A 19,553-nucleotide genomic window follows, 5' to 3' on the forward strand; every position below is an offset into this window, starting at 1 on the left:
GGTTCCGCGATGCTGACGATCGAACAGGCTGCCGAGGCGCTGGAAGCCGGGCGCACCACCTCCCGCGCCTTGGTGGAGGAAGCCCTGGTCCAGGTGGCGGTCGAGCCCCTGGCCTTCATCGACCTGCAGGCCCAGGCGGCACTGGCCAGTGCCGATGCCATGGATGCGCTGCGCGGCGCCGGGCGCAGCCCCGGCCGCTATGCCGGCATTCCCGTCACCATCAAGGACCTGTTCGACCAGAAGGGCCAGGTGACGCTCGCGGGGTCCGTCGCGCGCAAGGGCGAGGAAGCGGCCGCCGCCAACGCCCCCGTGGTGGACCGCCTGCTGGCCGCCGGGCTCGTGATCCTCGGCCGCACGAACATGAGCGAGTTCGCCTTCTCGGGCCTCGGCGTGAACCCGCATTACGGCACGCCCGCCTCGGCGTGGGACCGCAAGACGCGGCGCCTGCCGGGCGGCAGTTCCTCGGGCGCGGGCGTCGCCGCGGCCGAGGGGATGGGCTTCGGGGGCTTGGGCAGCGATACCGGCGGTTCCTGCCGCATCCCGGCCGCGCTGAACGGCATCGTGGGCTTCAAGCCCACCCAGAAGCGCGTGCCGCTGGAAGGCGCGCTGCCGCTGTCCTTCACGCTCGACTCCATCGGCCCGCTGGCGCGCAGCGTCAGCTGCTGCCAGGTGCTGGACGGCATCATCGCCGACACCCCCACCACCCCGCATGAGGTGCCGGTGCGCGGCCTGCGGCTGGCGGTGCTGCGCAACTATGTCGAGCAGGGCATGGAGGATGCGGTGGCCGTCGCCTATCAGGCGGCGCTGTCGCGGCTGGCCACGGCGGGGGCCGTGCTGACGGACATCCGCATCCCCGAGATCGACGCCATCCCGGCCATCAACGCCAAGGGCGGCTTCACCGCCAGCGAGTCCTGGACCTGGCACCACGACCTGCTGGACCGCAAGGGCGAGTTCTACGACCCCATCATCGCGCCCCGCATCCGCCGCGGCGCGGCCATGACGGCCGAGGACTACATCAGCCTGCAGGCCGCCCGGCGCAACCTGATCGCCGCGGTCGCCGCCAAGACCGCGCCGTTCGACGCGGTGCTGATGCCCACCGTGCCGCTGCTGCCGCCGCCCATCACGGCGGTGGACGACCCGGACGAATTCACCCGCATCAACCTGCTGATGCTGCGCAACCCGACGGTGGGCAACTTCCTGGACCGCTGCTCCATCAGCGTGCCCTGCCACCGGCCGGGCGAGGCCCCGGTGGGGCTGATGCTGATGGGCGCGCATGGCGCGGATGAGGCGCTGTTCGCGACCGCCGGCGCGGTGGAGAAGGCGCTGGCGGGCTGAGGGCACAAAAAAGGGGGCCGAAGCCCCCTTTTTCCTTGGGTCCCGCCCCGGCTCAGCGCCAGGTGAGCGAGCCGATCGAGCAGGTCTCGATGCCGCGGCGCTCCTGCGAGGCGCCGTTCATGAACACCACGCGGATGTCGGTCATGCAGCCCATGCTGCCCGGCAGCCCGATATAGATGTTGCCGCCCGGGTTCAGCACGTTGGCACCCAGACGATCCGGGCCCCAGTTGGACTGCTGGGAGGACGAGGCATAGACCTCGCGGATCGTGGTGCCCGTGCCGTTGATCAGGTTGAAGGACGGGTTGCCCGAAGTGACGGCCGCACCGCCGCCCCCGCCGATCACGGCACCGGCGCCCGCGCCCGGCTGCTGATAGACGCCGTTTCCGCCGCCGCCACCGAACACGATGCGGGTGATGCTGCAGGCATTCACGCCCATGCGGGTGGCCTCACGGCCGGACATGTACACCACGCGCACATCCAGCACGCAGTCGCCGAAGGTCGGCGTCACGAAAACCTGATTGCCGGCGGGAAGCACGCTGGAGCCCAGGATGTCCGGCCCCCAGTTCTGCACGCGTGAGGAGGAGACGTAAGCCTCGCGGATCACCTCACCCGAGTTGTTGATCAGGTAGAAACGGTTCTGGGCCTGGGCAGGCGCCAGGGCACCGAGGCCCAGCAGAACGGCAAGTGCCACGAAGGCACGGCGCATCAGACGCATGAGCATTATCCTCCTTGAAAACGGGGCGGCAGGCGCCCCAACACTCTGGAACAAAACCTAACAGCCCTGACACATATCAGCCAAGCGCCTACACGAAGCGCCGCATCCGTGCATCATCCAGCTTGAGGAGAATGCCTGATGCGCCCAGCCCGTTGCCTGCCCGAAGCCCGTGCCATGATCGTGGCCCCCCAGCCGGAGGCGGTGGAGGCCGGAACCGAGATCCTGCGCGCGGGCGGCAATGCGCTGGATGCCGCGATCGGCTGCGCCCTGGCCCAGGGCGTGGTGGACCCCATGATGTGCGGCCTGGGCGGGCTGGGCGTCGTGCATCTGCTGGACCGCGCCTCCGGCCGGCACGAGGTCTGGGACGGCCTGTCCACCTGCCCCGCCGCCGCGCGTGAGGACATGTTCGCCGCGCGCTTCCTGCGCGAATGCAGCGACGGCTACGGCTATGTCCTGTCGGACCATGCGAATGAGCTGGGTCACGAAGCTGTGACCGTTCCGGGCATCCTGGCAGGGCTGTCAGCCGCCCATGCCGCCGCCGGGCGCCTGCCCTGGCGCGAACTGTTCGCCCCCGCCATGGCCCTGGCCAGAGAGGGCTGGCTGGTCCGCCCGCATGTCGCCTCCATGTTCCATCTGGACGAGGCCGGCTATGGCCGCCTGCCCTATGTGCGCAAGCTGGCCTTCACCGCGCAGGGGGCCGCGCTGTACTGCCGGCCGGACGGCACGCCGAAGCGGATCGGTGACAAGGTGGTGAACCCGGCCCTGGCCGACACGCTGGACACGATCTCCCGCGATGGCGCCGATGCCTTCTATCGCGGCGACATCGCGGCCGTGATCGCGGCGGAGATGCAGGCGCATGGCGGGCTGATCACGCGCGACGACCTCGCGGATTTCCGCCCGCGGCGGGAGGCGCCGATCTTCATCCCCTATCGCGGCCGGCGCATCGCCCTGCCCCCGCCGCCCGCCGGCGGCATCTTCGTGGCCGAGATGCTGCGCATCCTGGAACGCTTCGACCTGGTCTCGCTCGGCCACAACAGCGCCGAGTACATCCGCATCGTGGCGGAGGCGATGCTGATCGCGGGCCGCGACAAGGACGAGCATATCGGAGACCCGGATTTCGCCCCGGCACCGCTGGAGATGCTGCTCTCGGACGGCTACGCGGACCAGTGCGCGGCGGACATCAGGGCCGGCAGGCGCACGGTGCTGACCCGCGCGCCGGAGCCCAAGGGCACCACCACCATCTCCTGCGTCGATGCCGACGGCATGGTGGTGTCGATGACGCATACGCTGGGCGTGCCGTCGGGCGTGATGCCGGCCGGCACCGGCTTCATGCTGAACGGCGCGATGAACTGGTACGACCCGCGCCCGGGCCGGGCGGGCTCCATCGCGCCGGGCAAGCGGCGCTATTCCTCCATGTCACCCAGCATCGTGTTCGAGGGTGAGGCACCGGTCGCCACGCTGGGCGCGCCCGGCGGAGCCTGGATCGGGGTGGCGATCGGCCAGGCGCTGATCAACCTGCTGGACTGGGGCATGACCATGCAGGAGGCCGTGAGCGCCCCCCGCTTCTCCGCGACGTCGGAGGTGATCGACCTGTCCAACCGCATCCCGCGCTCGGTGGAAAAGGCGCTGGCGGGGATGGACTACAAGGTGAAGCGGCACGCCATCAGCTATGCCTTCGCGGCCGTGCACGGCATCACGATGTGGGACGGCCGCCTGGAAGGCGGCGCCGACCCGCAGCGCGACGGCTATCCGGGCGTGGTATGAGGCGCGGGCCTCAGCGCATCCCCAGCACGTCCTTCATGTCGTACAGCCCGGCGGGCTTGCCCGCGGCCCAGTTGGCCGCCTGCACCGCGCCCACCGCATAGGCCGCGCGGTCGAAGCTGCGATGGGTCAGCGCGATGTGCTCGGTGCCCGAGGCGAAGAGCAGCGTGTGCTCGCCCACCACCTGGCCGCCGCGCAGCGCGGCAAAGCCGATGGCGCCGGTCTTGCGCGGGCCGGTATGGCCGTCGCGGCCGCTCTCGATGCCCGCTTCCTCCATGGTGGTGCCGCGGCCCTTGGCCACGGCGCGCCCGATGGCCACCGCGGTGCCCGAGGGGGCATCGACCTTCTGGCGGTGATGCATCTCCACGATCTCGGCGTCATAGCGGTCGCCGGAGAGTGCGGCGCCCATCTTCTCGGCCAGGGCGAAGACGAGGTTCACGCCGGGGGAGAAATTGGCGGCATAGACGATGGGCGCCTGCTTCGCGGCCTCGGCCAGTCCTGCCTCCTGCGCCAGGGTCAGGCCGGTGGTGCCCAGGATGAAGGGCTTGCCGGCGCGGGCGGCGGCGGCGGCATGGGCGTCGGTGGTGGCGGCGATGGTGAAGTCGATCACGACGTCACTGGCCGCGAACAGGGCGTCGATATCCGCGAAGACGGCGGTGCCGTGCGGGGCCGCCTTGCCGCCGTCGCGCAGCGTGCCGCCCGCAAGCGCGGCGCCGGTCTTGAGCACCTCTGCCGCCAGCAGCTGTCCCATGCGGCCGGCAATGCCCGCGATGCCGATACGAAGCGCCATGTGACTGATCTCCCTGCGTTCCGGCTGCGTGGATACGGCTTTCGGCCCCAATGGGGCAACCCTTGGGGGCAACCGGGGGGAATGTATCGCGTTTCATCAACAGCGGCACATGTACCGTGAAAGGAGAAACGACCATGAACCACATCGCCCCCAAGAGCACGCAGCATAGCACCCCGCCGGCCCAGCCGACGCACCGTGACCTGACGGCGCCGACGCATGGCTCGCTGATCGCAGGTGCGCGCGTTTCCGGCACGCCGGTCTATGACCTCGAGGAGAACAAGATCGGCTCCATCGAGGACGTGATGCTCGACAAGCAGACGGGCAGCGTTTCCTACGCGGTCCTCAGCTTCGGCAGCTTCATGGGCTTCGGCGGCAAGCACTACCCGCTGCCCTGGTCGATGCTGCGCTACAACACGAAGCTCGAGGGCTATCAGGTGAAGCTCAACAAGGCGACGCTGGAGAACGCGCCGACCGTGGAGGAGACCACCGGCTGGGACGACGACTACAACCGCCGCGTCCGCAGCCACTATGACGAGGCGCTGTACTGGCCCGTCATCTGAAGCTCGGCTGCCACTGAGCTGACGTGAAGCGACGCCTCCGGCCCCCTGCCATGCGGCAGGACAGGCCGGGGGCGTTTGCGTGCGTGAACCCGGATGCGTCGCCCGTGGTCCGAGGGGACGGGGTATCTGGCCAAATCGTCATGAACTTGTTAGGACAGGCGCACAAGGAAACTGTCCCGGGATCGAAGCATGCTCCCCATCAACCGCCGCGCCCTGCTGGGCACGGCCCTGGCCCTGCCCGCACTCTCCGACCGTGCCCAGGCCCAAGGGTCGGAATGGACGCCGAGCCGCCCCATGCGCATGATCGTGCCCTTCGTGGCCGGCGGCAGCACGGATGTGGCGGCGCGCATGATCGCGGACCGCATGGCCGAGCAGCTCGGCCAGCCCATCGTGGTCGAGAACCGGGGCGGCTCGGGCGGCAATCTGGGCGGTGAGATGGTGGCCCGCGCGCCCGCCGACGGCCACACGCTGCTGATGGGCACCACCGGCCTGCTGACCACCAACGCCTACATCTACCGCAGCATGGGCTTCGATCCGGCGAAGGACCTGGCCCCCGTCTCCATGGCCTATACCAGCGACATGGTGATCGTGGTTCACCCCGGCGTGCGCGCGAACACGCTGGCGGAGTTCGTGGCGCTCGCCAAGAGCAAGCCGGGCGAGATGAGCTATGGCTCCTCGGGACACGGCGCCTCGACCCACACGGCCGCCGAGCTGTTCAAGCTGGCCGCCGGCATCGATGTGCAGCACGTGCCCTATCGCGGCTCTGGCGGGGCGATGAACGACCTGATCGCCGGCAACATCCAGATGATGCTGGTGCAGATCGCGGCCACCACCGGCGCCATCCGCGACGGCCGCATCCGCGCCCTGGCCGCCACCGGCCCGCAGCGCCACGCCCTGCTGCCGGATGTGCCCACCCTGGCCGAACAGGGCCTGCCGCAGGCCACCGCCACCAGCTGGGGCGCGGTGATGGCCACCGGCGGCACGCCGGCGCCGGCGATCGCCCGGCTCAGCGCCGCCTGCCAGCAGGCCACGCGCAACCCGCAGTTGATCCAGCGGATGGAAGCCGCGGGCGTCGATCCCTCCGGCAGCACGGCCGAGGAACTGGCCGCCTATATCGCCGCCGAGCGCGAGAAATGGGGCCGCGTGGTGCGCGAGGCCCGGATCCACGTGGACTGAGCCCACACGGGCCGCAATGCCCTGAAGCCCTGCTTCAGAAAACGTGCATTGTTTTTCCAGCAGAATGAAGTTTCGCTGTCGTTTGCCTGCCGCCTCGCCAGGGCGGTGGGCCTTCGCATCCAGCTTTCCCATTCTGCAAGGATCTCGGCCCCATGTCCCAGTCTCCCGCGCCGCTGAAGGGCGATCGCCGGCTTCTCCTGAAGCTCGCCGGCACAACCCTGGCGAGTGCGGCCGTGATCCGCGGCGTTTCGGCCCAGCCCGGCGCGCCCCAGCTGGACAACAGCGGCCGCGTCACCGCCGCCCGGCTCGATGCGCTGGCGGAGAAGGCGTTTCCGCTGTTCAACGCCGCCCACGCCATCCCGGCCTTCGACGCCGGGCGCTTCCACGGCCGCAACGACGTCGACCTGCATCGCATCACCAGCTACACGGTGGTGCCCGAAACCGGGGAGCGGCTGAAGATCAGCGGCCTGCTGGCCGTGCCCGCAGGTGCGCGGGGCGAGGTGCCGGTGGTGTCCTGGCAGCACGGCACCATCCTGTCCTTCGACCAGGTGCCCTCCAACATGACCCGGCTGGCGAACCCGGCCTATGAGCCGACCGACGCGGCCGATTCGCTGGAGACGGTGTTCAACCTGCACCGCTTCGCCGCCCAGGGCTTCGCCGTCATCGCCGCCGACTATGTCGGCAAGGGCCCGTACCGGGAGGGACGCGGCGAAGGCTACCTGGTCAAGGGCGTCAGCACCCAGACCTGCGTGGACACGCTGGATGCCGGCCAGGCTGCGCTGCGCGGGCTGGGCCTGACGCCGGGCAAGCTGTTCCTGCACGGCTGGTCCCAGGGCGCGCTGAACACCCAGTGGATGCATCAGGCTCTGCGCCAGGCCTCCCGCCCCGTGACCGCGACGGCCGTCGCCAGCCCCTTCAACGACCTGAACGACACTCTGCGCTATTGGATGGGGGCACAGACCTTTCCCCTGCCCGCCGGCACCACCGCCTACCCGGCCCCGCCGGACTGGGCGACGCTGTGCCTCATCATCCTGCTCGGCAGCTATGAGCTGCAATACCGCATCGACGGGCTGATGCAGGCCGCCATCCGCCCGCAGTACCGCGCGCTGGCGGCGAAGTACTGGAACGACTACCGGCTGGATTTCGACCGGTCGCAGCACTTCCCCAACGTGCCCGAGGCGCTGATCCCCGGCTTCCTGGACGGCTATACGGATGAGCGGAACAGCGCCTTCCTGCGCCGGCTGGCCTCCGCCACCTCCTCCTACTGGGAATACGACGCGCCGATCCGCTTCCACTACGGGCTGGCCGACGAGGCGATCCATCCCTCCATGGTGTACCGGGCGCTCTCGGCGGGGGGCAGGCTGGCGACGGGCGTGCCCGTCACCGGGGCCAGCCATCGCAGCACCTTCCTGGGCGGCATGTATGGCGACCCCTCGGTGCTGAACGGCAAGGACACGGTGCTCGACTGGTTCCGCAGCCTGCTGTGACGGGTCAGCGGATCAGCGGCAGCGCCTTCAGCTCCGCTTCCGCTTCCTCCAGGAACAGCGCCACGCGGCGCGGCGGGTGCGGCCCGGCGGGGCGCACCAGCTGCACCGGCATCGCGGGCGGCTCGTATTCCGGCAGCAGCCGGGCGAAACGCCCGGCCGCGATGTCGTTCAGCACCTGATAGGACAGCGCGGTCGCTATCCCCTGCCCGGCCGCCGCCACGGCCAGGGCGGCCTCGATATGCGTCACCGCCAGGCGGGGGGTGAAGCGATGCACGACGTCCCGGCCCTTGTGGCGGAAGCGCCATTCGCGCGCCATCGGCCGGCTGGCCGTGAAGATCAGGGCGTGGCGGCCGAGCTCGGCCGGCGTCAGCGGCGTGCCGTAGCGGGCCAGATAGGCCGGGCTGGCGACCAGCACGCGCCGCACCTCGCCCACGCGGCGGATCTCCAGGCTGGCCTGGGCGATGGGGCCGATGCGCAGCGCCACATCCTGCGCCTCCTCGATCATGTCCAGGTTGCGGTCAGAGAGGGTGAGCTCCGCCCGGATGCCCGGGTGCCGGTCCAGGAAGCCCGCCAGCAGGGGGGCGACATGCCGCCCGCCGAAGATCACCGGGGCGGTGACGCGCAGCACGCCCTCGGGCCGGTCCTCCCGGCCCGTGAGCGCGGCGCGGTAATGGGCCAGCACCTCCCGCGCCTCGGCGGCCAGGCGTTGCCCTGCCTCGGTGGGGGAGACGCGGCGCGTGGTGCGCTCCAGCAGCCGCGCACCCATCCGCGCCTCCAGCGCCTGCATCGCCCGCGTGACCGAGGGGCCTGAACGCCCCAGGCGCCGCGCGGCCTGGGCGAAGCCGCCGCCGTCGATGATGGACAGGAAGGTTTCCAGCTCCTCCAGCCGATCGGTCATTGCTGCACCTGTTGAAATAATGCCTTGCCGTATTCGAGCATTCTTTCATGATTCGGCAAAGCGCAACTTAGGGCCACCGAACCAGGAGGCCCTTATGACCGAACTCACCCTTCACGGCGGCGCCCTGTCCGGGCACGTCCATCGCGTGATGCTGCTGGCCCGCATGCTGGGCGTGGCGATCCGCATGGAGCCCGCCCCGCCCGCGGTGCGCCAGAGCGACGCCTTCCGCGCCATGAACCCGCTCGGGCAGATCCCGGTGCTGCAGGACGGCGCGCTGGTGTTGAGCGATTCCAATGCGATCATGGTCTATCTGATGCGCCGCTACGGCGCCGGCAGCGCCTGGATCCCGACCGACCCGGTGCTGGAGGCCGAGATGCAGCGCTGGCTGAGCCTCGCGGCGGGTGAACTGGCCTTCGGCCCCGCGCGGGCGCGGCTGGTGCTTCAGTTCGGCATCGCCGAGGACCTGCCCCATGCCCAGGCCATCGCCGCCAGGCTGCTGGGCTTCATGCAGCGGCACCTGGCCGGCCGCGACTGGCTGGTGGGCAGCACGCCCAGCATCGCCGACCTGGCGCTGGCCAGCTATGTCGCCGTCGCGCCGGAGGGCGGGGTGTCCCTGGCGCCGTATCCCGCCGTCACCGCCTGGCTGTCCCGCCTGCGCGCCCTGCCCGGCTGGTTCGACATGCCGGCAGGCCCCAACCCGGTGGAGGCAGCAGCGTGAACGCCGGCTTCCTGCCTTTTCACGCCGGTGAGAAGGCCGCCCAGCATCTGGCCGGCGTCGATGTCGCCCAGGCCCCGATCCGCCCCTTCATGCCTGACCAGCACCGCGACTTCTTCGCCTCCCTGCCGCTGCTGTGGGTGGCGCTGCCCGATGCGAACGGGGCCCCGCTGGCCACGGTGCTGTCGGGTGAGCCCGGCTTCATCGACAGCCCGGACCCGCAGCGCCTGACCATCGCGGCCCTGCCCGCCGCGCCACTGGTGGCCCGGCGGGGTGCGCCCATCGGGCTGCTGGGGCTGGAGCACCACACCCGCCGCCGCAACCGCGCCAACGGCCATGTCGAGAGCATCGGCCCGCTGGGCTTCTCGGTGCGGGTGGAGGAGAGCTTCGGCAATTGCCCGCGCTTCATCACCCCGCGTGAGGCGCTGCCGGTGGCGCGCCAGCGCGAGACCCAGGCCCTGGCGGCGCTGGATGCCGATGCCCGTGCCCTGATCGGCACGGCCGATACGGCCTTCATCGCGACATCGGGCGCGGCGACCGGCGGCATGGACATGTCCCACCGCGGCGGCCCGCCGGGCTTCATGGCGCTGGAGGGAGAGACGGTGACCATCCCGGATTTTCCGGGCAACCGCTTCTTCAACACGCTGGGCAATCTGCTGCTGGAACCGCGCGCCGCGCTGCTGCTGCCTGATTTCACGCAAGGGCGCGCGCTGCTGCTGCAGGGCCGGGCCGAAACGCGCTGGGAGGGAGAGCGCGCCGTGCAGTTCCACACGGAACATGCGTGGTGGCAGGAAGGGGTGCTGCCCTTCACCTGGGCGCCGGCCTGACGGCGCCCAGGATGTCCCTCAGCTGCCGCAGCGCCCCCGCGACGGGCCGGTGGCGCGCGCACGGGCGGGGGGCGTCTCCACCTCGCACATCGGCTGGACAGAGATCACCAGCTCCCCCGGCGCGGAACCGGCCGCCGAGAAGTAGCCGTCCAGGGCGGCGACGATGCTGGACCTGATATCCTGGGAGGAGTCGCCCTGTGCCTTCCAGCTGACATGGCCGGCGGGCGACTTGATGTTTATCTGCAACTTCATCGCGGTGGTATTTCAGACCAATTCACTAAACAATTTGGTCAATGATATACCCTATCCTAAATGTATGCGTAAGTTACAATTCCCCAAGCATTAATTAACCAAGTTTTGAATCGGATATTCGCGGGCCACTAGCCCTGGTGCTTGGGCGGCGCCTGTTCCAGCAGCCGGGCCCGCAGCCCGGGCGGCAGCGCCCCCACCAGACGCGACATCGCATAGAGCCGGCGCGGGAAGGCGATGCGAAGCTTTCCGGCCGCGATACCGTCCAGCATGCGCTTCGCGGCCTGATCGGGCTCCATCAGAAACGGCATGGGAAAGGCGTTGCGCGCGGTCATGGGCGTGCGGATGAAGCCCGGGCACAGCGCGTGCATGCGGATGCCGCGCCGGCGCTCCGTGGCATCCCGTGCCTCCGCCCAGCGCTGGACCGCGGATTTGCTGGCGCAATAGGCGGGCGCGCTGGGCCCGGCCACGAAGGCCGCCAGTGAGGCCACCACCGCCACATGGCCGCGCCAACCGTCCTCGGCAGCCGTCTGCGCGGCCATCACCTCCATGGCCGGCAGGCAGGTGTTCAGCACGCCGGTCACGTTGGTGTCGAACACGTCGCGCGCGGCCTGGGCGGGCTCCGTGGCATCGCCCGTGCCGGTGCCGATGCCGGCATTGGCCAGCACCAGGTCGAGACGCCCGGCCCCCAGCACCCAATCCTGCATCGCATCCGCATCGCGCACGTCCAGCACGCGGGTATGGGCCGCAGCACCCTGGGCGCGGCATGCCTCGGCCACCGCCTCCAGCCGGGCGGCGTCACGGCCGGACAGGTGCAAGGTGGCACCCGGCATGGCCAGGGCGCGCGCCAGCGCCACCCCGATGCCCGAGGAAGCGCCCGTGATCAGCGCATTCGCGAAGCGCATCAGCCCTCGGCCTGGGCGCCGTCGCGCTCGATCATCAGCGCGCGGGCCTCGGGTGGGATGGGGATGCGGGTGCCGGCGGCATTGTCCACGCAGACGATGACGGCGGTGCATTCGAACACGCGCTCGCCGTTCTTCAGCACCGTGTATTCATGCACGAAGGAAGTGCGGCGCAGACTGGGCACCGCCAGCACCAACTCCACCTCATCCCCGAAGGCGAGCGGCGCCAGGTATCGGACGGAAAGCTGCCCGACCACCGGCCCCACCGAATGCGGCTTGAAGCTCTGCCCCAGGCTTTCCCAATGCGCCACGCGCAGATCCTCGAACCACACCAGGTAGGCTGTGTGGTTCACATGCCCGTGCATGTCGCAATCGGACCAGCGGACCCGGTGCGCGCGGCGGATCGCGTCCATTACGCGACGGCTTCCCGCACCAGGCGCATCGCCTCGTTCAGATGTTGCGGGTCCAGCCAGCGGAACACGCAGACCAGGTCCTCGGCGGGCTCCACCCAGCAGGTGGCCCCGCCGGCGCCCGAGAAGCTGAAGGCGCCTTCGCTGGCCGCCGGCCATTTGGTGCGGCCCGTGTTCAGCCAATAGAGGTAGCCGTAATGCGGGTTCAGCGCGCAGGGGGTGATGCTGTCCTTCACCCAGCCCTCGGGCAGGATGCGCTTGCCTTCCCACACGCCGCCATTGGCCGCCATCTGCACCACGCGCAGCTGGTCCTCGGCGCTGATCGACACGCCGCCGCCCCAATGGGTGCCGCCGGGCACGGACTGCATCCGCTTGCCGTCCACCTCGACCCAGGCGGTGTCATAGCCTTCCCACTTCCAGGTCGTGCTGGCCCCGATCGGGTTCATCACGCGCTCGGCCCAGACTTCCGGCAGCGGGCGGCGGAACACGCGCAGCAGCGACAGCGACAGGCGGTTCACCCGCACATCGTTGTATTCCCAATAGGAACCGGGCGGCTGCAGCTGGCGGGTGCTGCGCTTCGGCCCCGAGCCCTCACGCGACAGGGTGCGGCCGCGGTCGATCAGGTCGGACTTGCCGAACAGCTCGCCTTCCCATTCCGAGGTATTGGTCAGCAGGTGCCGCCAGGTGATGGTGGCGTTCTGCGGGCTCTCGAAGCCGCCATCCTGCACCAGCTCCCGCACCGGGCGGTCGATGTCCGCGATCAGCCCGTCACCCACCGCGATGCCGGTCAGCATGGACAGGTAGCTTTTCGCCACGCTGAAGGTCTGGTCGACCTGCTTCGTGTTGCCGGTGGTGCCCAGCACCTCTCCCTTGCGGGTGATGATGGCGTTCACCGGGCCGCGCGGGTGCACGGGGCCGACCGGCGTGTTGTCGGGCGGCGGGTCGAAGAAGCCGCTGTCCAGATGGGCGCGCAGGTCGCGCGGCCAGGGCGTCTCATGGGCGGCGATGAAGTCCAGGGCATCGGTGATGGTCGTCATGGGGCGCAGGCTACAGGGTGGGCGGCGCTGGACAAGTGGTGCCTGACGGGCCAAACGGCTCTACCAAACACCCAAGCCTCTGCCAGGGAGTCGCCGCGCATGGCCGCCGATACCTTCGACCGCATCGCCGACATCATCGCGGAAACCGCGAATGTCGATCGCGCCACCATCACGCCCGAGGCGCATGTGATCAACGACCTCGGCATCGACAGCCTGGACTTCCTGGACATCGTCTTCGCCATCGACAAGGAATTCGGCATCAAGGTGCCGGTCGAGGCCTGGACCGAGCAGGTGAACACGGGCAAGGCCCCGGCCGAGCAGTTCTTCATCATGAAGGGCCTGGCCGAGCGCATCGACGAGCTGGTGGCGGCCAAGGGGTGATCCTCGAACGCTTCTCCATGCTGGACCGCATCGTGGCCCACGATGCGGAAACCCTGACGGCGGAAGCCACCCTGCCCCTGGAAAGCCCTGTCTTCGAGGGCCATTTCCCCGGCTTTCCGATTCTGCCAGGGGTATTGATGATCGAGACGATGGCGCAGGCCGGGGGCTGGCTGATGGTCAGCCGCCTGGCGTTCGAGCGCATGCCCCTGCTGGCCAAGGTGGGCGAGGCCAAGATGCGCGGCATGCTGCGCCCGGGCGATGCCGTCACCATCGAGGCGAAGCTGGTGCATGACGGCTCGGGCTATGCCGTGCTCGCCGGCCGCATCAGGGACGCCGCCGGCAAGCCCGTGGCGGATGCCGAATACACGCTGCGCACCCTGCCCTTCCCGGAGGAAAGCCTCCGCGCGCTGGTGCGGGCCCGCGGCACGGAGCTGGGACTACCATGACTGTCGCTATCACGGGCCTCGGCCTGATCTCCTGCCTGGGTGAGGGCCGTGAGGCCCACTCCGCCTGGCCCGCCGAGCCCGTGCTGGACGAAACGGGCTTCGCCCCCTTCCCCATCCACCCGCTGACGCCGCTGAAGCTGGAGGACCACATCCCCCGGCGTGAGTTCCGGCAGATGGAAGGCTGGCAGCGGCTGGGCACCCATGCCGCCGGGCTGGCCATCGCCGATGCGGGCGCGGGTGCGCTGGTCGGCCAGATGGACCTGATGGTGGCCGCCGGCGGCGGCGAGCGCGACACCACGCTGGACGCGACCCTGCTGGCCGAGATCCTGACCGTGGCGCCCAGCGACCGCGAGGCCTGGCTGAACCGCAAGCTGGGCGAGGGGCTGCGCCCCACCCTGTTCCTGGCGCAGCTGTCCAACCTGCTGGCCGGCTCCATCTCCATCCTGCACAACGTCGCCGGTTCCTCCCGCACCTTCCTGGGTGAGGAAGCGGCCGGCGCCGAGGCGCTGCGCGTGGCCCATGCGCGCGTGGCCGACGGTACCTCCCGCATCATGCTGGTGGGGGCGGCCTGGATCGCGGCCCGCTGGGACAATCTGCTGACCTACGCCCCCTGGCTGCAGCAGAACGCCTGGGCGCCCACCGCCGAGCGCGAGAAGCTGGTGCCCGGCAGCGGCGCGGCCTTCCTGGTGCTGGAAAAGCTGGACGCCGCCCTGGCGCGCGGCGCCAGGCCATTGGCATTGCTGGAGGAAGTGCGGACCGACATGGTACCGCTCGACACCGGCGCGCCCGATGTCTCCGCAGCCCCCTTCCAGGCGCCCGCCGGCGCCCTGGCCGTGGCGGACGCCACCGGCCACCTGATGGAAGCCGCCTTCCCGATGGCCGTGGCGATGGCCGCCCTGGCCGGCAAGCAGCACGTCACCGGCTTCGGCCACCGCCATGGGCATTTCGCGGCCACCGTGAAGGAATACCGGGCATGAAGGACATCGCCCTGACGGACCATCTGGGCCGGCCGCGCGTCGTCGTCACCGGCATGGGCATGGTCACCGCGCTAGGGTTGAACCTGGCCGAAAGCTGGGCCGGGCTCACCGCCGGGCGCTCCGGCGTGCGGGACATCACGCGCTTCGACACCACCGGCATGCGCACCCGCTTCGGCGCCTGCGTGGACCTGCCGGGCGACCGGCCGGGCCGCCCCCTGCCGGCCGGTGAGCGCGTGGCGACCCTCGGCGCCATGGCCTTCGACGAGGCCCTGGCCCAGGCCGGGCTGACCGCCCCCATCGCCGGCCCCTTCTGCTTCGGCATGCCGCCCATCGAGATCGAATGGCCCGCCCGCACCGCCATCCGTGAGGCCGCGACCGGCGCCGACGGCATGGCCATGACGCTCTCGGCCGCCGAACTCCCCGGACAGGTCGCGGGGGGTGAGCTGTTCTCGCCCGCCGTGGTGCTGGCCCGACGTTACGGCACGCGCGGCATCCCGCAGGCCGTGACCACCGCCTGCGCCTCCGGCGGCACCGCCATCCAACTGGCCACCGAGGCACTGCGGCGCGGCGAGGCCTCCGTGGCCCTGGCCGGCGGGGCCGAGGCGTCCATGACGCCCGAGACCCTGATCCGCTTCGCCCTGCTGCACGCGCTGTCCAACCGCAACGACGACCCGGCCGCCGCCAGCCGGCCCTTCAGCCTCTCCCGCGATGGTTTCGTCATGGGCGACGGTGCGGGTGCCCTGGTGCTGGAAACCATGGAACACGCGCTGGCCCGCGGCGCGACCGTGCTGGGCGAGATCCTGGGCGTGGGCGAACGCGCCGACACCTTCCACCGCACCCGCTCCTCGCCGGACGCCGTGCCGGTGGCGGGAGTGATGCAGGACGCCATCGCCGATTCCGGCCTGCCGCCCGAGGTGTTCGGCTACATCAACGCCCACGGCACCTCGACGCCCGAGAACGACAAGACCGAAGCCATGGCCATCCATATGGTGTTCGGCGAGGTGGCACCGCCCACTTCCTCGACCAAGAGCATGATCGGCCACACCCTGTCCGCGGCCGGCGCGATCGAGGCGGTGATCTGCCTGATGGCCCTGCGCGACCAACTGCTGCCGCCGACCATCAACCAGGACGACACCGACCCGGCCCTGAACCTGGACGTGATCCCACACCAGGCCCGCGCCGTGACCGGCGTGAAGGCGGCCCTGTCCAACAGCTTCGGCTTCGGCGGACAGAACGTGTGCGTGGCACTCGGCGTGGGGCTGTAGCGCTGTCTCGGGGGCTCCGCCCCCGGACCCCCACCAAGGGGCGCTGCCCCTTGGAACCCCGCCAGGAGCCTGTGGCCCCTGGACCCACTTGAGTCTTCTGAAAGTTTGGGGAAGGGGCTGAAAGCGAACGCGGGGTCAGAGCGCGCTCGGTGCCCCTTCCCCACACTTTCAGCTCCCGGTTTCCAAAGGCCTTTCGGCCTTTGGCGGGTTCCAAGGGCAGAGCCCTTGGTGGGGTCCGGGGCGAAGCCCCGAAACCAGCGCCCCATCACCGTGCCGGGTATGCCCTCGGGTACACGATCTGGTCTTGCGGCCCGGGCGGGCGCGGCGGCCCGGCGCGGCCGCAGGCGGCCAGCAAGGCCAGGGCGAGCAATGCGCTGAGCAGTCTCATGCCAGTTTCTCCTGCCATTCCTTGACCATGCGGGCCACGTTGCTGGGGGCCGTGCCGCCGAAGCTGGTGCGGCTGGCGGCGCTGGCGGCCGGGCTCAGCACGCCGAAGACGCTGGTGGTGATGCGGGGTTCGATTTCCTGCATCTCGACCAGGGTGAGGCCCGAGATGTCGACGCCCATCTGCTCGGCCTTGGCGACGATGCGGCCCGTGACGTGGTGGGCGTCGCGGAAGGGCATCTTCAGCTCACGCACCAGCCAGTCGGCCAGGTCGGTGGCGGTGGAGAAGCCGGCGCCGGCGGCGGCGGCCATGCGGGCCAGGTCGGGCTTCATGTCGCGCACCATGGCGGCGGTGGCGGCCAGGCACAGCGACAGGGACTGGGCGGCGTCGAACACGCCTTCCTTGTCCTCCTGCATGTCCTTGGCATAGGTCAGGGCCAGGCCCTTCATCACGGTCAGCAGGCCGATCAGCGCGCCGTTGATGCGCCCGGTCTTGCCGCGCACCAGTTCCGCCGCGTCCGGGTTGCGCTTCTGCGGCATGATGGAGCTGCCGGTGGTCAGCCCATCACCCAGGCGGATGAAGCCGAAGGCGGGGCTGGTCCAGATCACGATCTCCTCGGCGAAGCGCGACAGGTGGGTCGCGCAGATGGCGCAGGCGGAGAGGAATTCGAGGGCGAAATCGCGGCTGGCCACGCTGTCCAGGCTGTTGCGGGTGGGGCCGTCGAAGCCGAGCGAGGCCGCGGTCATGTGCCGGTCGATCGGGAAGCCCGTGCCGCAGAGGGCCGCGGCGCCCAGCGGGCACTCGTTCATGCGGGTGCGGGCGTCGCGGAACCGGCCGAGGTCACGCGACAGCATTTCCGTATAGGCCAGCATGTGGTGGCCGAGGGTGGTGGGCTGGGCCGGCTGCAGGTGCGTGAAGCCCGGCATCAGCGTGCCCGTGTGCTCGGCGGCGACGGAGACGAAGGCGCGCAGGCAGTCCTCGATCTGGGCGGCCAGGCCATCCAGCGCGTCGCGCACCCACAGGCGGAAATCGGTCGCCACCTGGTCGTTGCGGCTGCGGCCGGTGTGCAGGCGCTTGCCGGCCTCACCGATGCGCTCGGTCAGGCGGGCCTCGATGTTCAGGTGGATGTCTTCCAGGGTTTCATCGAAGGGGAAGCGGCCCTCGGCGATCTCCTTGGCGATGGTTTCCATGCCCTGGCGGATCGCGGCCTCGTCATCGGCCGAGATGATCCCTACATGAGCCAGCATGCCGGCATGGGCCAGGCTGCCCCGGATGTCCTGCTGCCACATCTTGCGGTCAAAGCCGATCGAGGCATTGATCTCGCGCATGATGGCGGAGGGGCCTTCGGCATAGCGGCCGCCCCACATCTGGTTGCCGGCACCGTCGTGATTGGGGATGGACACTGGAAGATGCACCTTTCGCAAGCCTTGCACCGGAGAATGGTGCTTGGGGCGGTTCTAGCCACCCCCTTTGCCCCGCGTCCAGCCGGGGCGGCGGGATCGGGCGGTAATGGCGCGCATCGTATCCGTGAGGGCCGTCGCCCGCTGCCCGATTTCACCTTCCTGGAGGCGGACGGCACCAGCCGTTCCGCCAAGGATTTCCAGGGCAAGGCGCTGCTGATCAACCTGTGGGCCACCTGGTGCCCGCCCTGTGTCGCGGAAATGCCGGCGCTGGACCGCGCGGCGGGTATCCTGGCGCCGGAGGGTTTTTCGGTGCTGCCGCTGTCCTCGGACCGGGGCGGGGCCAACCAGGTGCGTGGCTTTTATGAGCGCACGCAGGTGAAGAACCTGCCCGTGGTGCTGGACCCGCGCGGGGCGGCGGCCCGGGCCTTCGGCGCGCGCGGCCTGCCGACCACCATCATCGTCAGCAAGGCCGGAGAGGAAGTGGCCCGTGCCGAGGGCGAGGCGGAGTGGGACGACGCCCAGATCCTGGCGATACTTCGGCGCCTGGCGTAGCGACCGGCCCCGGCGCGGCCTAAGCTGGCCGTGCCAGGGGAAGAAACGTGAAGCCCGCTACCCGAATCATGTTCCTCGCCGCGACGGTCACGGCGATCTCTCAGTTGCATCGTGCCTCATTGAGCGCGCTCGGCCCCGATGTCGCGCGGGAGCTGGACATGCCGCCGGCGGCGCTGGGCGCGGCCGGGGCGGCCTTCTTCTTCGCGCTGATGGCGGGCCAGATCCCGGTGGGCATCGCGCTGGACCGCATCGGCCCGCGCCGGCTTACCCTGTGGCTGGCGCCCGCGGCCATGGCGGGGGCCGCGCTGCAGGCCTTCGTGCAGGACGGCACGCAGCTGTGGTTGGCGCGCTTCCTGATGGGTATCGGCTGCTCGGCCGCCTTCATGTCGCTGGTGGTCCTGTGCACCACCTGGGCGCGCGGGGCCGAGAGCACGAAACTGCTGACCCAGGGCTTCGCCTTCAGCCAGATCGGGCTGGTGGTGGCGGGCGCGCCGCTGGCCTTCCTGGCGCTGTGGACCGGTTGGCGCGGGGCCATGCTGGCCACCGCCGTGCTGACCCTGGCGGCCACGCTCTGGTGGTGGCGCGACGCGCAGGACGCGCCGCCGGGCACGCCGCCCCGGATCCCGCGTGAGAGCCTGCTGCGCGCCTTCATCGGCCAGTTCACCGTCTGGGCCACGCCGGGGCTGCACCGGCTGCTGTGCATGCACATGGTGGGCTATGCCGCCATGGCGACGATGCTGGCGATCTGGACCGCGCCCTATCTGCGGGATGTGCAGGGGCTGGACGCCACGGGGCGGGGCTGGGTGCTGCTGGCCATGGTCGCGGGGCTTCCGGCGGGGTTGCTGCCGCTGCCCCGTATCGAACGGCTTCTGGGTGGGCGGCTGCGCACCGTGGTTACGGGCGCGCTGAGCACGGCGGCCATCCTGGCCGTGCTGGCGCTGGTGCCCGGGCTGCCGCTATGGGCCGCGACGCTGCTGCTGGTGGGCCTGTGCGTCACCAGCGCCTATCCGGTGCTGGTGGTGGCGGAAAACCGCGCCCTGTTCCCGGACCATATGGCCGGGCGTGCCGCGACGACGCTGAACCTGGCGCAGGTGCTGGGCAGCGCGGCCTTGCCGATCGCGGTTGGATGGGTGGTGGGCGCCTGGCCGGAAACCGGCGGCGTGCGGCCGGAGGCAGCCTATCGCGCGGGGTTCGGGTTGATCTCGCTGGCGCTTGTGGCCGGGGCCGCCGGCTATGCGCTGCTGCCCAAGGGCAGATAGAAAAAGGCCCGAGGCATGATGCC

The 19,553-nt window shown here is 70.4% G+C and carries 22 protein-coding genes; 13 read left to right on the top strand and 9 right to left on the bottom strand.

What is annotated here, in order from left to right; all coding sequences use genetic code 11:
* The first annotated feature begins 9 nt into the window (after nucleotides 1-9).
* Nucleotides 10-1,335, top strand: a complete 1,326-nt coding sequence (locus tag EOD42_RS00195; RefSeq protein WP_127785048.1) for an amidase — start codon at nucleotides 10-12, stop codon at nucleotides 1,333-1,335.
* Nucleotides 1,336-1,387: 52 nt separating this feature from the next.
* Here EOD42_RS00195 and EOD42_RS00200 read toward each other — a convergent pair whose 3' ends face one another.
* Nucleotides 1,388-2,050 carry a Tat pathway signal protein gene (locus EOD42_RS00200; protein WP_127785049.1) on the bottom strand — a complete coding sequence of 221 codons (663 nt, stop codon included), beginning with the start codon at nucleotides 2,048-2,050 and terminating at the stop codon, nucleotides 1,388-1,390.
* Nucleotides 2,051-2,188: 138 nt separating this feature from the next.
* On the opposite strand from EOD42_RS00200, the gene ggt reads away from it, so the two are divergent.
* Nucleotides 2,189-3,814, top strand: coding sequence for a gamma-glutamyltransferase (gene ggt, locus EOD42_RS00205; protein ID WP_206020202.1), 1,626 nt, complete (start codon nucleotides 2,189-2,191; stop codon nucleotides 3,812-3,814).
* A 10-nt stretch (nucleotides 3,815-3,824) separates the two neighbouring features.
* On the opposite strand, the gene dapB is transcribed toward ggt, so the two are convergent.
* Nucleotides 3,825-4,601, bottom strand: a complete 777-nt coding sequence (gene dapB, locus EOD42_RS00210; RefSeq protein ID WP_127785050.1) for a 4-hydroxy-tetrahydrodipicolinate reductase — start codon at nucleotides 4,599-4,601, stop codon at nucleotides 3,825-3,827.
* 134 nt (nucleotides 4,602-4,735) lie between these two features.
* On the opposite strand from dapB, the gene EOD42_RS00215 reads away from it, so the two are divergent.
* The 3 genes from EOD42_RS00215 to EOD42_RS00225 all read left to right on the top strand — a co-directional run bounded on the left by EOD42_RS00215 (nucleotide 4,736) and on the right by EOD42_RS00225 (nucleotide 7,824).
* A complete protein-coding gene (locus tag EOD42_RS00215) occupies nucleotides 4,736-5,161 on the top strand; it encodes a PRC-barrel domain-containing protein (RefSeq protein ID WP_127785051.1) in 426 nt (141 codons plus the stop codon).
* A 189-nt stretch (nucleotides 5,162-5,350) separates the two neighbouring features.
* Nucleotides 5,351-6,337 (top strand): Bug family tripartite tricarboxylate transporter substrate binding protein, encoded by a 987-nt coding sequence (locus EOD42_RS00220; RefSeq protein WP_127785052.1) that lies wholly within the window; start codon nucleotides 5,351-5,353, stop codon nucleotides 6,335-6,337.
* A gap of 152 nt (nucleotides 6,338-6,489) precedes the next feature.
* Entirely contained in the window at nucleotides 6,490-7,824 is a 1,335-nt protein-coding gene (locus EOD42_RS00225) for an alpha/beta hydrolase family protein (RefSeq protein ID WP_206020203.1), read from the top strand.
* A 4-nt stretch (nucleotides 7,825-7,828) separates the two neighbouring features.
* Here EOD42_RS00225 and EOD42_RS00230 read toward each other — a convergent pair whose 3' ends face one another.
* Nucleotides 7,829-8,722, bottom strand: coding sequence for a LysR family transcriptional regulator (locus tag EOD42_RS00230; protein ID WP_127785053.1), 894 nt, complete (start codon nucleotides 8,720-8,722; stop codon nucleotides 7,829-7,831).
* 94 nt (nucleotides 8,723-8,816) lie between these two features.
* Between EOD42_RS00230 and EOD42_RS00235 the strand changes: the two genes are divergently transcribed.
* Nucleotides 8,817-9,440, top strand: coding sequence for a glutathione S-transferase family protein (locus tag EOD42_RS00235; protein WP_127785054.1), 624 nt, complete (start codon nucleotides 8,817-8,819; stop codon nucleotides 9,438-9,440).
* Nucleotides 9,437-10,264 (top strand): pyridoxamine 5'-phosphate oxidase family protein, encoded by an 828-nt coding sequence (locus EOD42_RS00240; RefSeq protein WP_206020204.1) that lies wholly within the window; start codon nucleotides 9,437-9,439, stop codon nucleotides 10,262-10,264. Before EOD42_RS00235 ends, EOD42_RS00240 begins: the two co-directional genes overlap by 4 nt.
* An 18-nt stretch (nucleotides 10,265-10,282) precedes the next feature.
* Here the strand turns inward: EOD42_RS00240 and EOD42_RS00245 are convergent, their stop codons facing one another.
* The 4 genes from EOD42_RS00245 to EOD42_RS00260 form a co-directional block, all read right to left on the bottom strand.
* Nucleotides 10,283-10,516: a hypothetical protein gene (locus EOD42_RS00245; protein WP_127785055.1), complete on the bottom strand. Its 234-nt coding sequence runs from the start codon at nucleotides 10,514-10,516 to the stop codon at nucleotides 10,283-10,285.
* Nucleotides 10,517-10,644: 128 nt separating this feature from the next.
* Nucleotides 10,645-11,418, bottom strand: coding sequence for an SDR family NAD(P)-dependent oxidoreductase (locus EOD42_RS00250; RefSeq protein WP_127785056.1), 774 nt, complete (start codon nucleotides 11,416-11,418; stop codon nucleotides 10,645-10,647).
* Nucleotides 11,418-11,828, bottom strand: coding sequence for an acyl-CoA thioesterase (locus EOD42_RS00255; protein ID WP_127785057.1), 411 nt, complete (start codon nucleotides 11,826-11,828; stop codon nucleotides 11,418-11,420). Before EOD42_RS00255 ends, EOD42_RS00250 begins: the two co-directional genes overlap by 1 nt.
* Nucleotides 11,828-12,862 carry a serine hydrolase domain-containing protein gene (locus tag EOD42_RS00260; RefSeq protein ID WP_127785058.1) on the bottom strand — a complete coding sequence of 345 codons (1,035 nt, stop codon included), beginning with the start codon at nucleotides 12,860-12,862 and terminating at the stop codon, nucleotides 11,828-11,830. The genes EOD42_RS00255 and EOD42_RS00260 overlap by 1 nt, the downstream gene beginning before the upstream one ends.
* A gap of 99 nt (nucleotides 12,863-12,961) precedes the next feature.
* Here EOD42_RS00260 and EOD42_RS00265 point away from each other — a divergent pair, with 99 nt between their 5' ends.
* From EOD42_RS00265 to EOD42_RS00280, 4 genes are read left to right on the top strand one after another with little or no spacing between them, the layout of a single operon-like run.
* Entirely contained in the window at nucleotides 12,962-13,243 is a 282-nt protein-coding gene (locus tag EOD42_RS00265; RefSeq protein WP_127785059.1) for an acyl carrier protein, read from the top strand.
* Nucleotides 13,240-13,689, top strand: coding sequence for a 3-hydroxyacyl-ACP dehydratase FabZ family protein (locus tag EOD42_RS00270; RefSeq protein ID WP_127785060.1), 450 nt, complete (start codon nucleotides 13,240-13,242; stop codon nucleotides 13,687-13,689). Before EOD42_RS00265 ends, EOD42_RS00270 begins: the two co-directional genes overlap by 4 nt.
* Entirely contained in the window at nucleotides 13,686-14,666 is a 981-nt protein-coding gene (locus EOD42_RS00275; RefSeq protein WP_127785061.1) for a beta-ketoacyl synthase N-terminal-like domain-containing protein, read from the top strand. Before EOD42_RS00270 ends, EOD42_RS00275 begins: the two co-directional genes overlap by 4 nt.
* Complete coding sequence (locus EOD42_RS00280) at nucleotides 14,663-15,931, top strand: beta-ketoacyl synthase N-terminal-like domain-containing protein (protein ID WP_127785062.1); 1,269 nt, start codon at nucleotides 14,663-14,665, stop codon at nucleotides 15,929-15,931. The genes EOD42_RS00275 and EOD42_RS00280 overlap by 4 nt, the downstream gene beginning before the upstream one ends.
* Nucleotides 15,932-16,196: 265 nt before the next feature.
* Here the strand turns inward: EOD42_RS00280 and EOD42_RS26445 are convergent, their stop codons facing one another.
* Together EOD42_RS26445 and argH are read right to left on the bottom strand one after the other, a co-directional pair.
* Nucleotides 16,197-16,319 carry a hypothetical protein gene (locus EOD42_RS26445; RefSeq protein ID WP_276318114.1) on the bottom strand — a complete coding sequence of 41 codons (123 nt, stop codon included), beginning with the start codon at nucleotides 16,317-16,319 and terminating at the stop codon, nucleotides 16,197-16,199.
* Nucleotides 16,316-17,683 carry an argininosuccinate lyase gene (argH, locus tag EOD42_RS00285; RefSeq protein ID WP_127786522.1) on the bottom strand — a complete coding sequence of 456 codons (1,368 nt, stop codon included), beginning with the start codon at nucleotides 17,681-17,683 and terminating at the stop codon, nucleotides 16,316-16,318. Before argH ends, EOD42_RS26445 begins: the two co-directional genes overlap by 4 nt.
* A 72-nt stretch (nucleotides 17,684-17,755) precedes the next feature.
* On the opposite strand from argH, the gene EOD42_RS00290 reads away from it, so the two are divergent.
* Together EOD42_RS00290 and EOD42_RS26450 are read left to right on the top strand one after the other, a co-directional pair.
* Nucleotides 17,756-18,271 (top strand): TlpA family protein disulfide reductase, encoded by a 516-nt coding sequence (locus EOD42_RS00290; protein WP_127785063.1) that lies wholly within the window; start codon nucleotides 17,756-17,758, stop codon nucleotides 18,269-18,271.
* 47 nt (nucleotides 18,272-18,318) lie between these two features.
* Nucleotides 18,319-19,530 (top strand): MFS transporter, encoded by a 1,212-nt coding sequence (locus tag EOD42_RS26450; RefSeq protein WP_127785064.1) that lies wholly within the window; start codon nucleotides 18,319-18,321, stop codon nucleotides 19,528-19,530.
* Nucleotides 19,531-19,553 lie beyond the last annotated feature (23 nt).

This window comes from Rhodovarius crocodyli, from assembly GCF_004005855.1.
Lineage (GTDB): Bacteria > Pseudomonadota > Alphaproteobacteria > Acetobacterales > Acetobacteraceae > Rhodovarius > Rhodovarius crocodyli.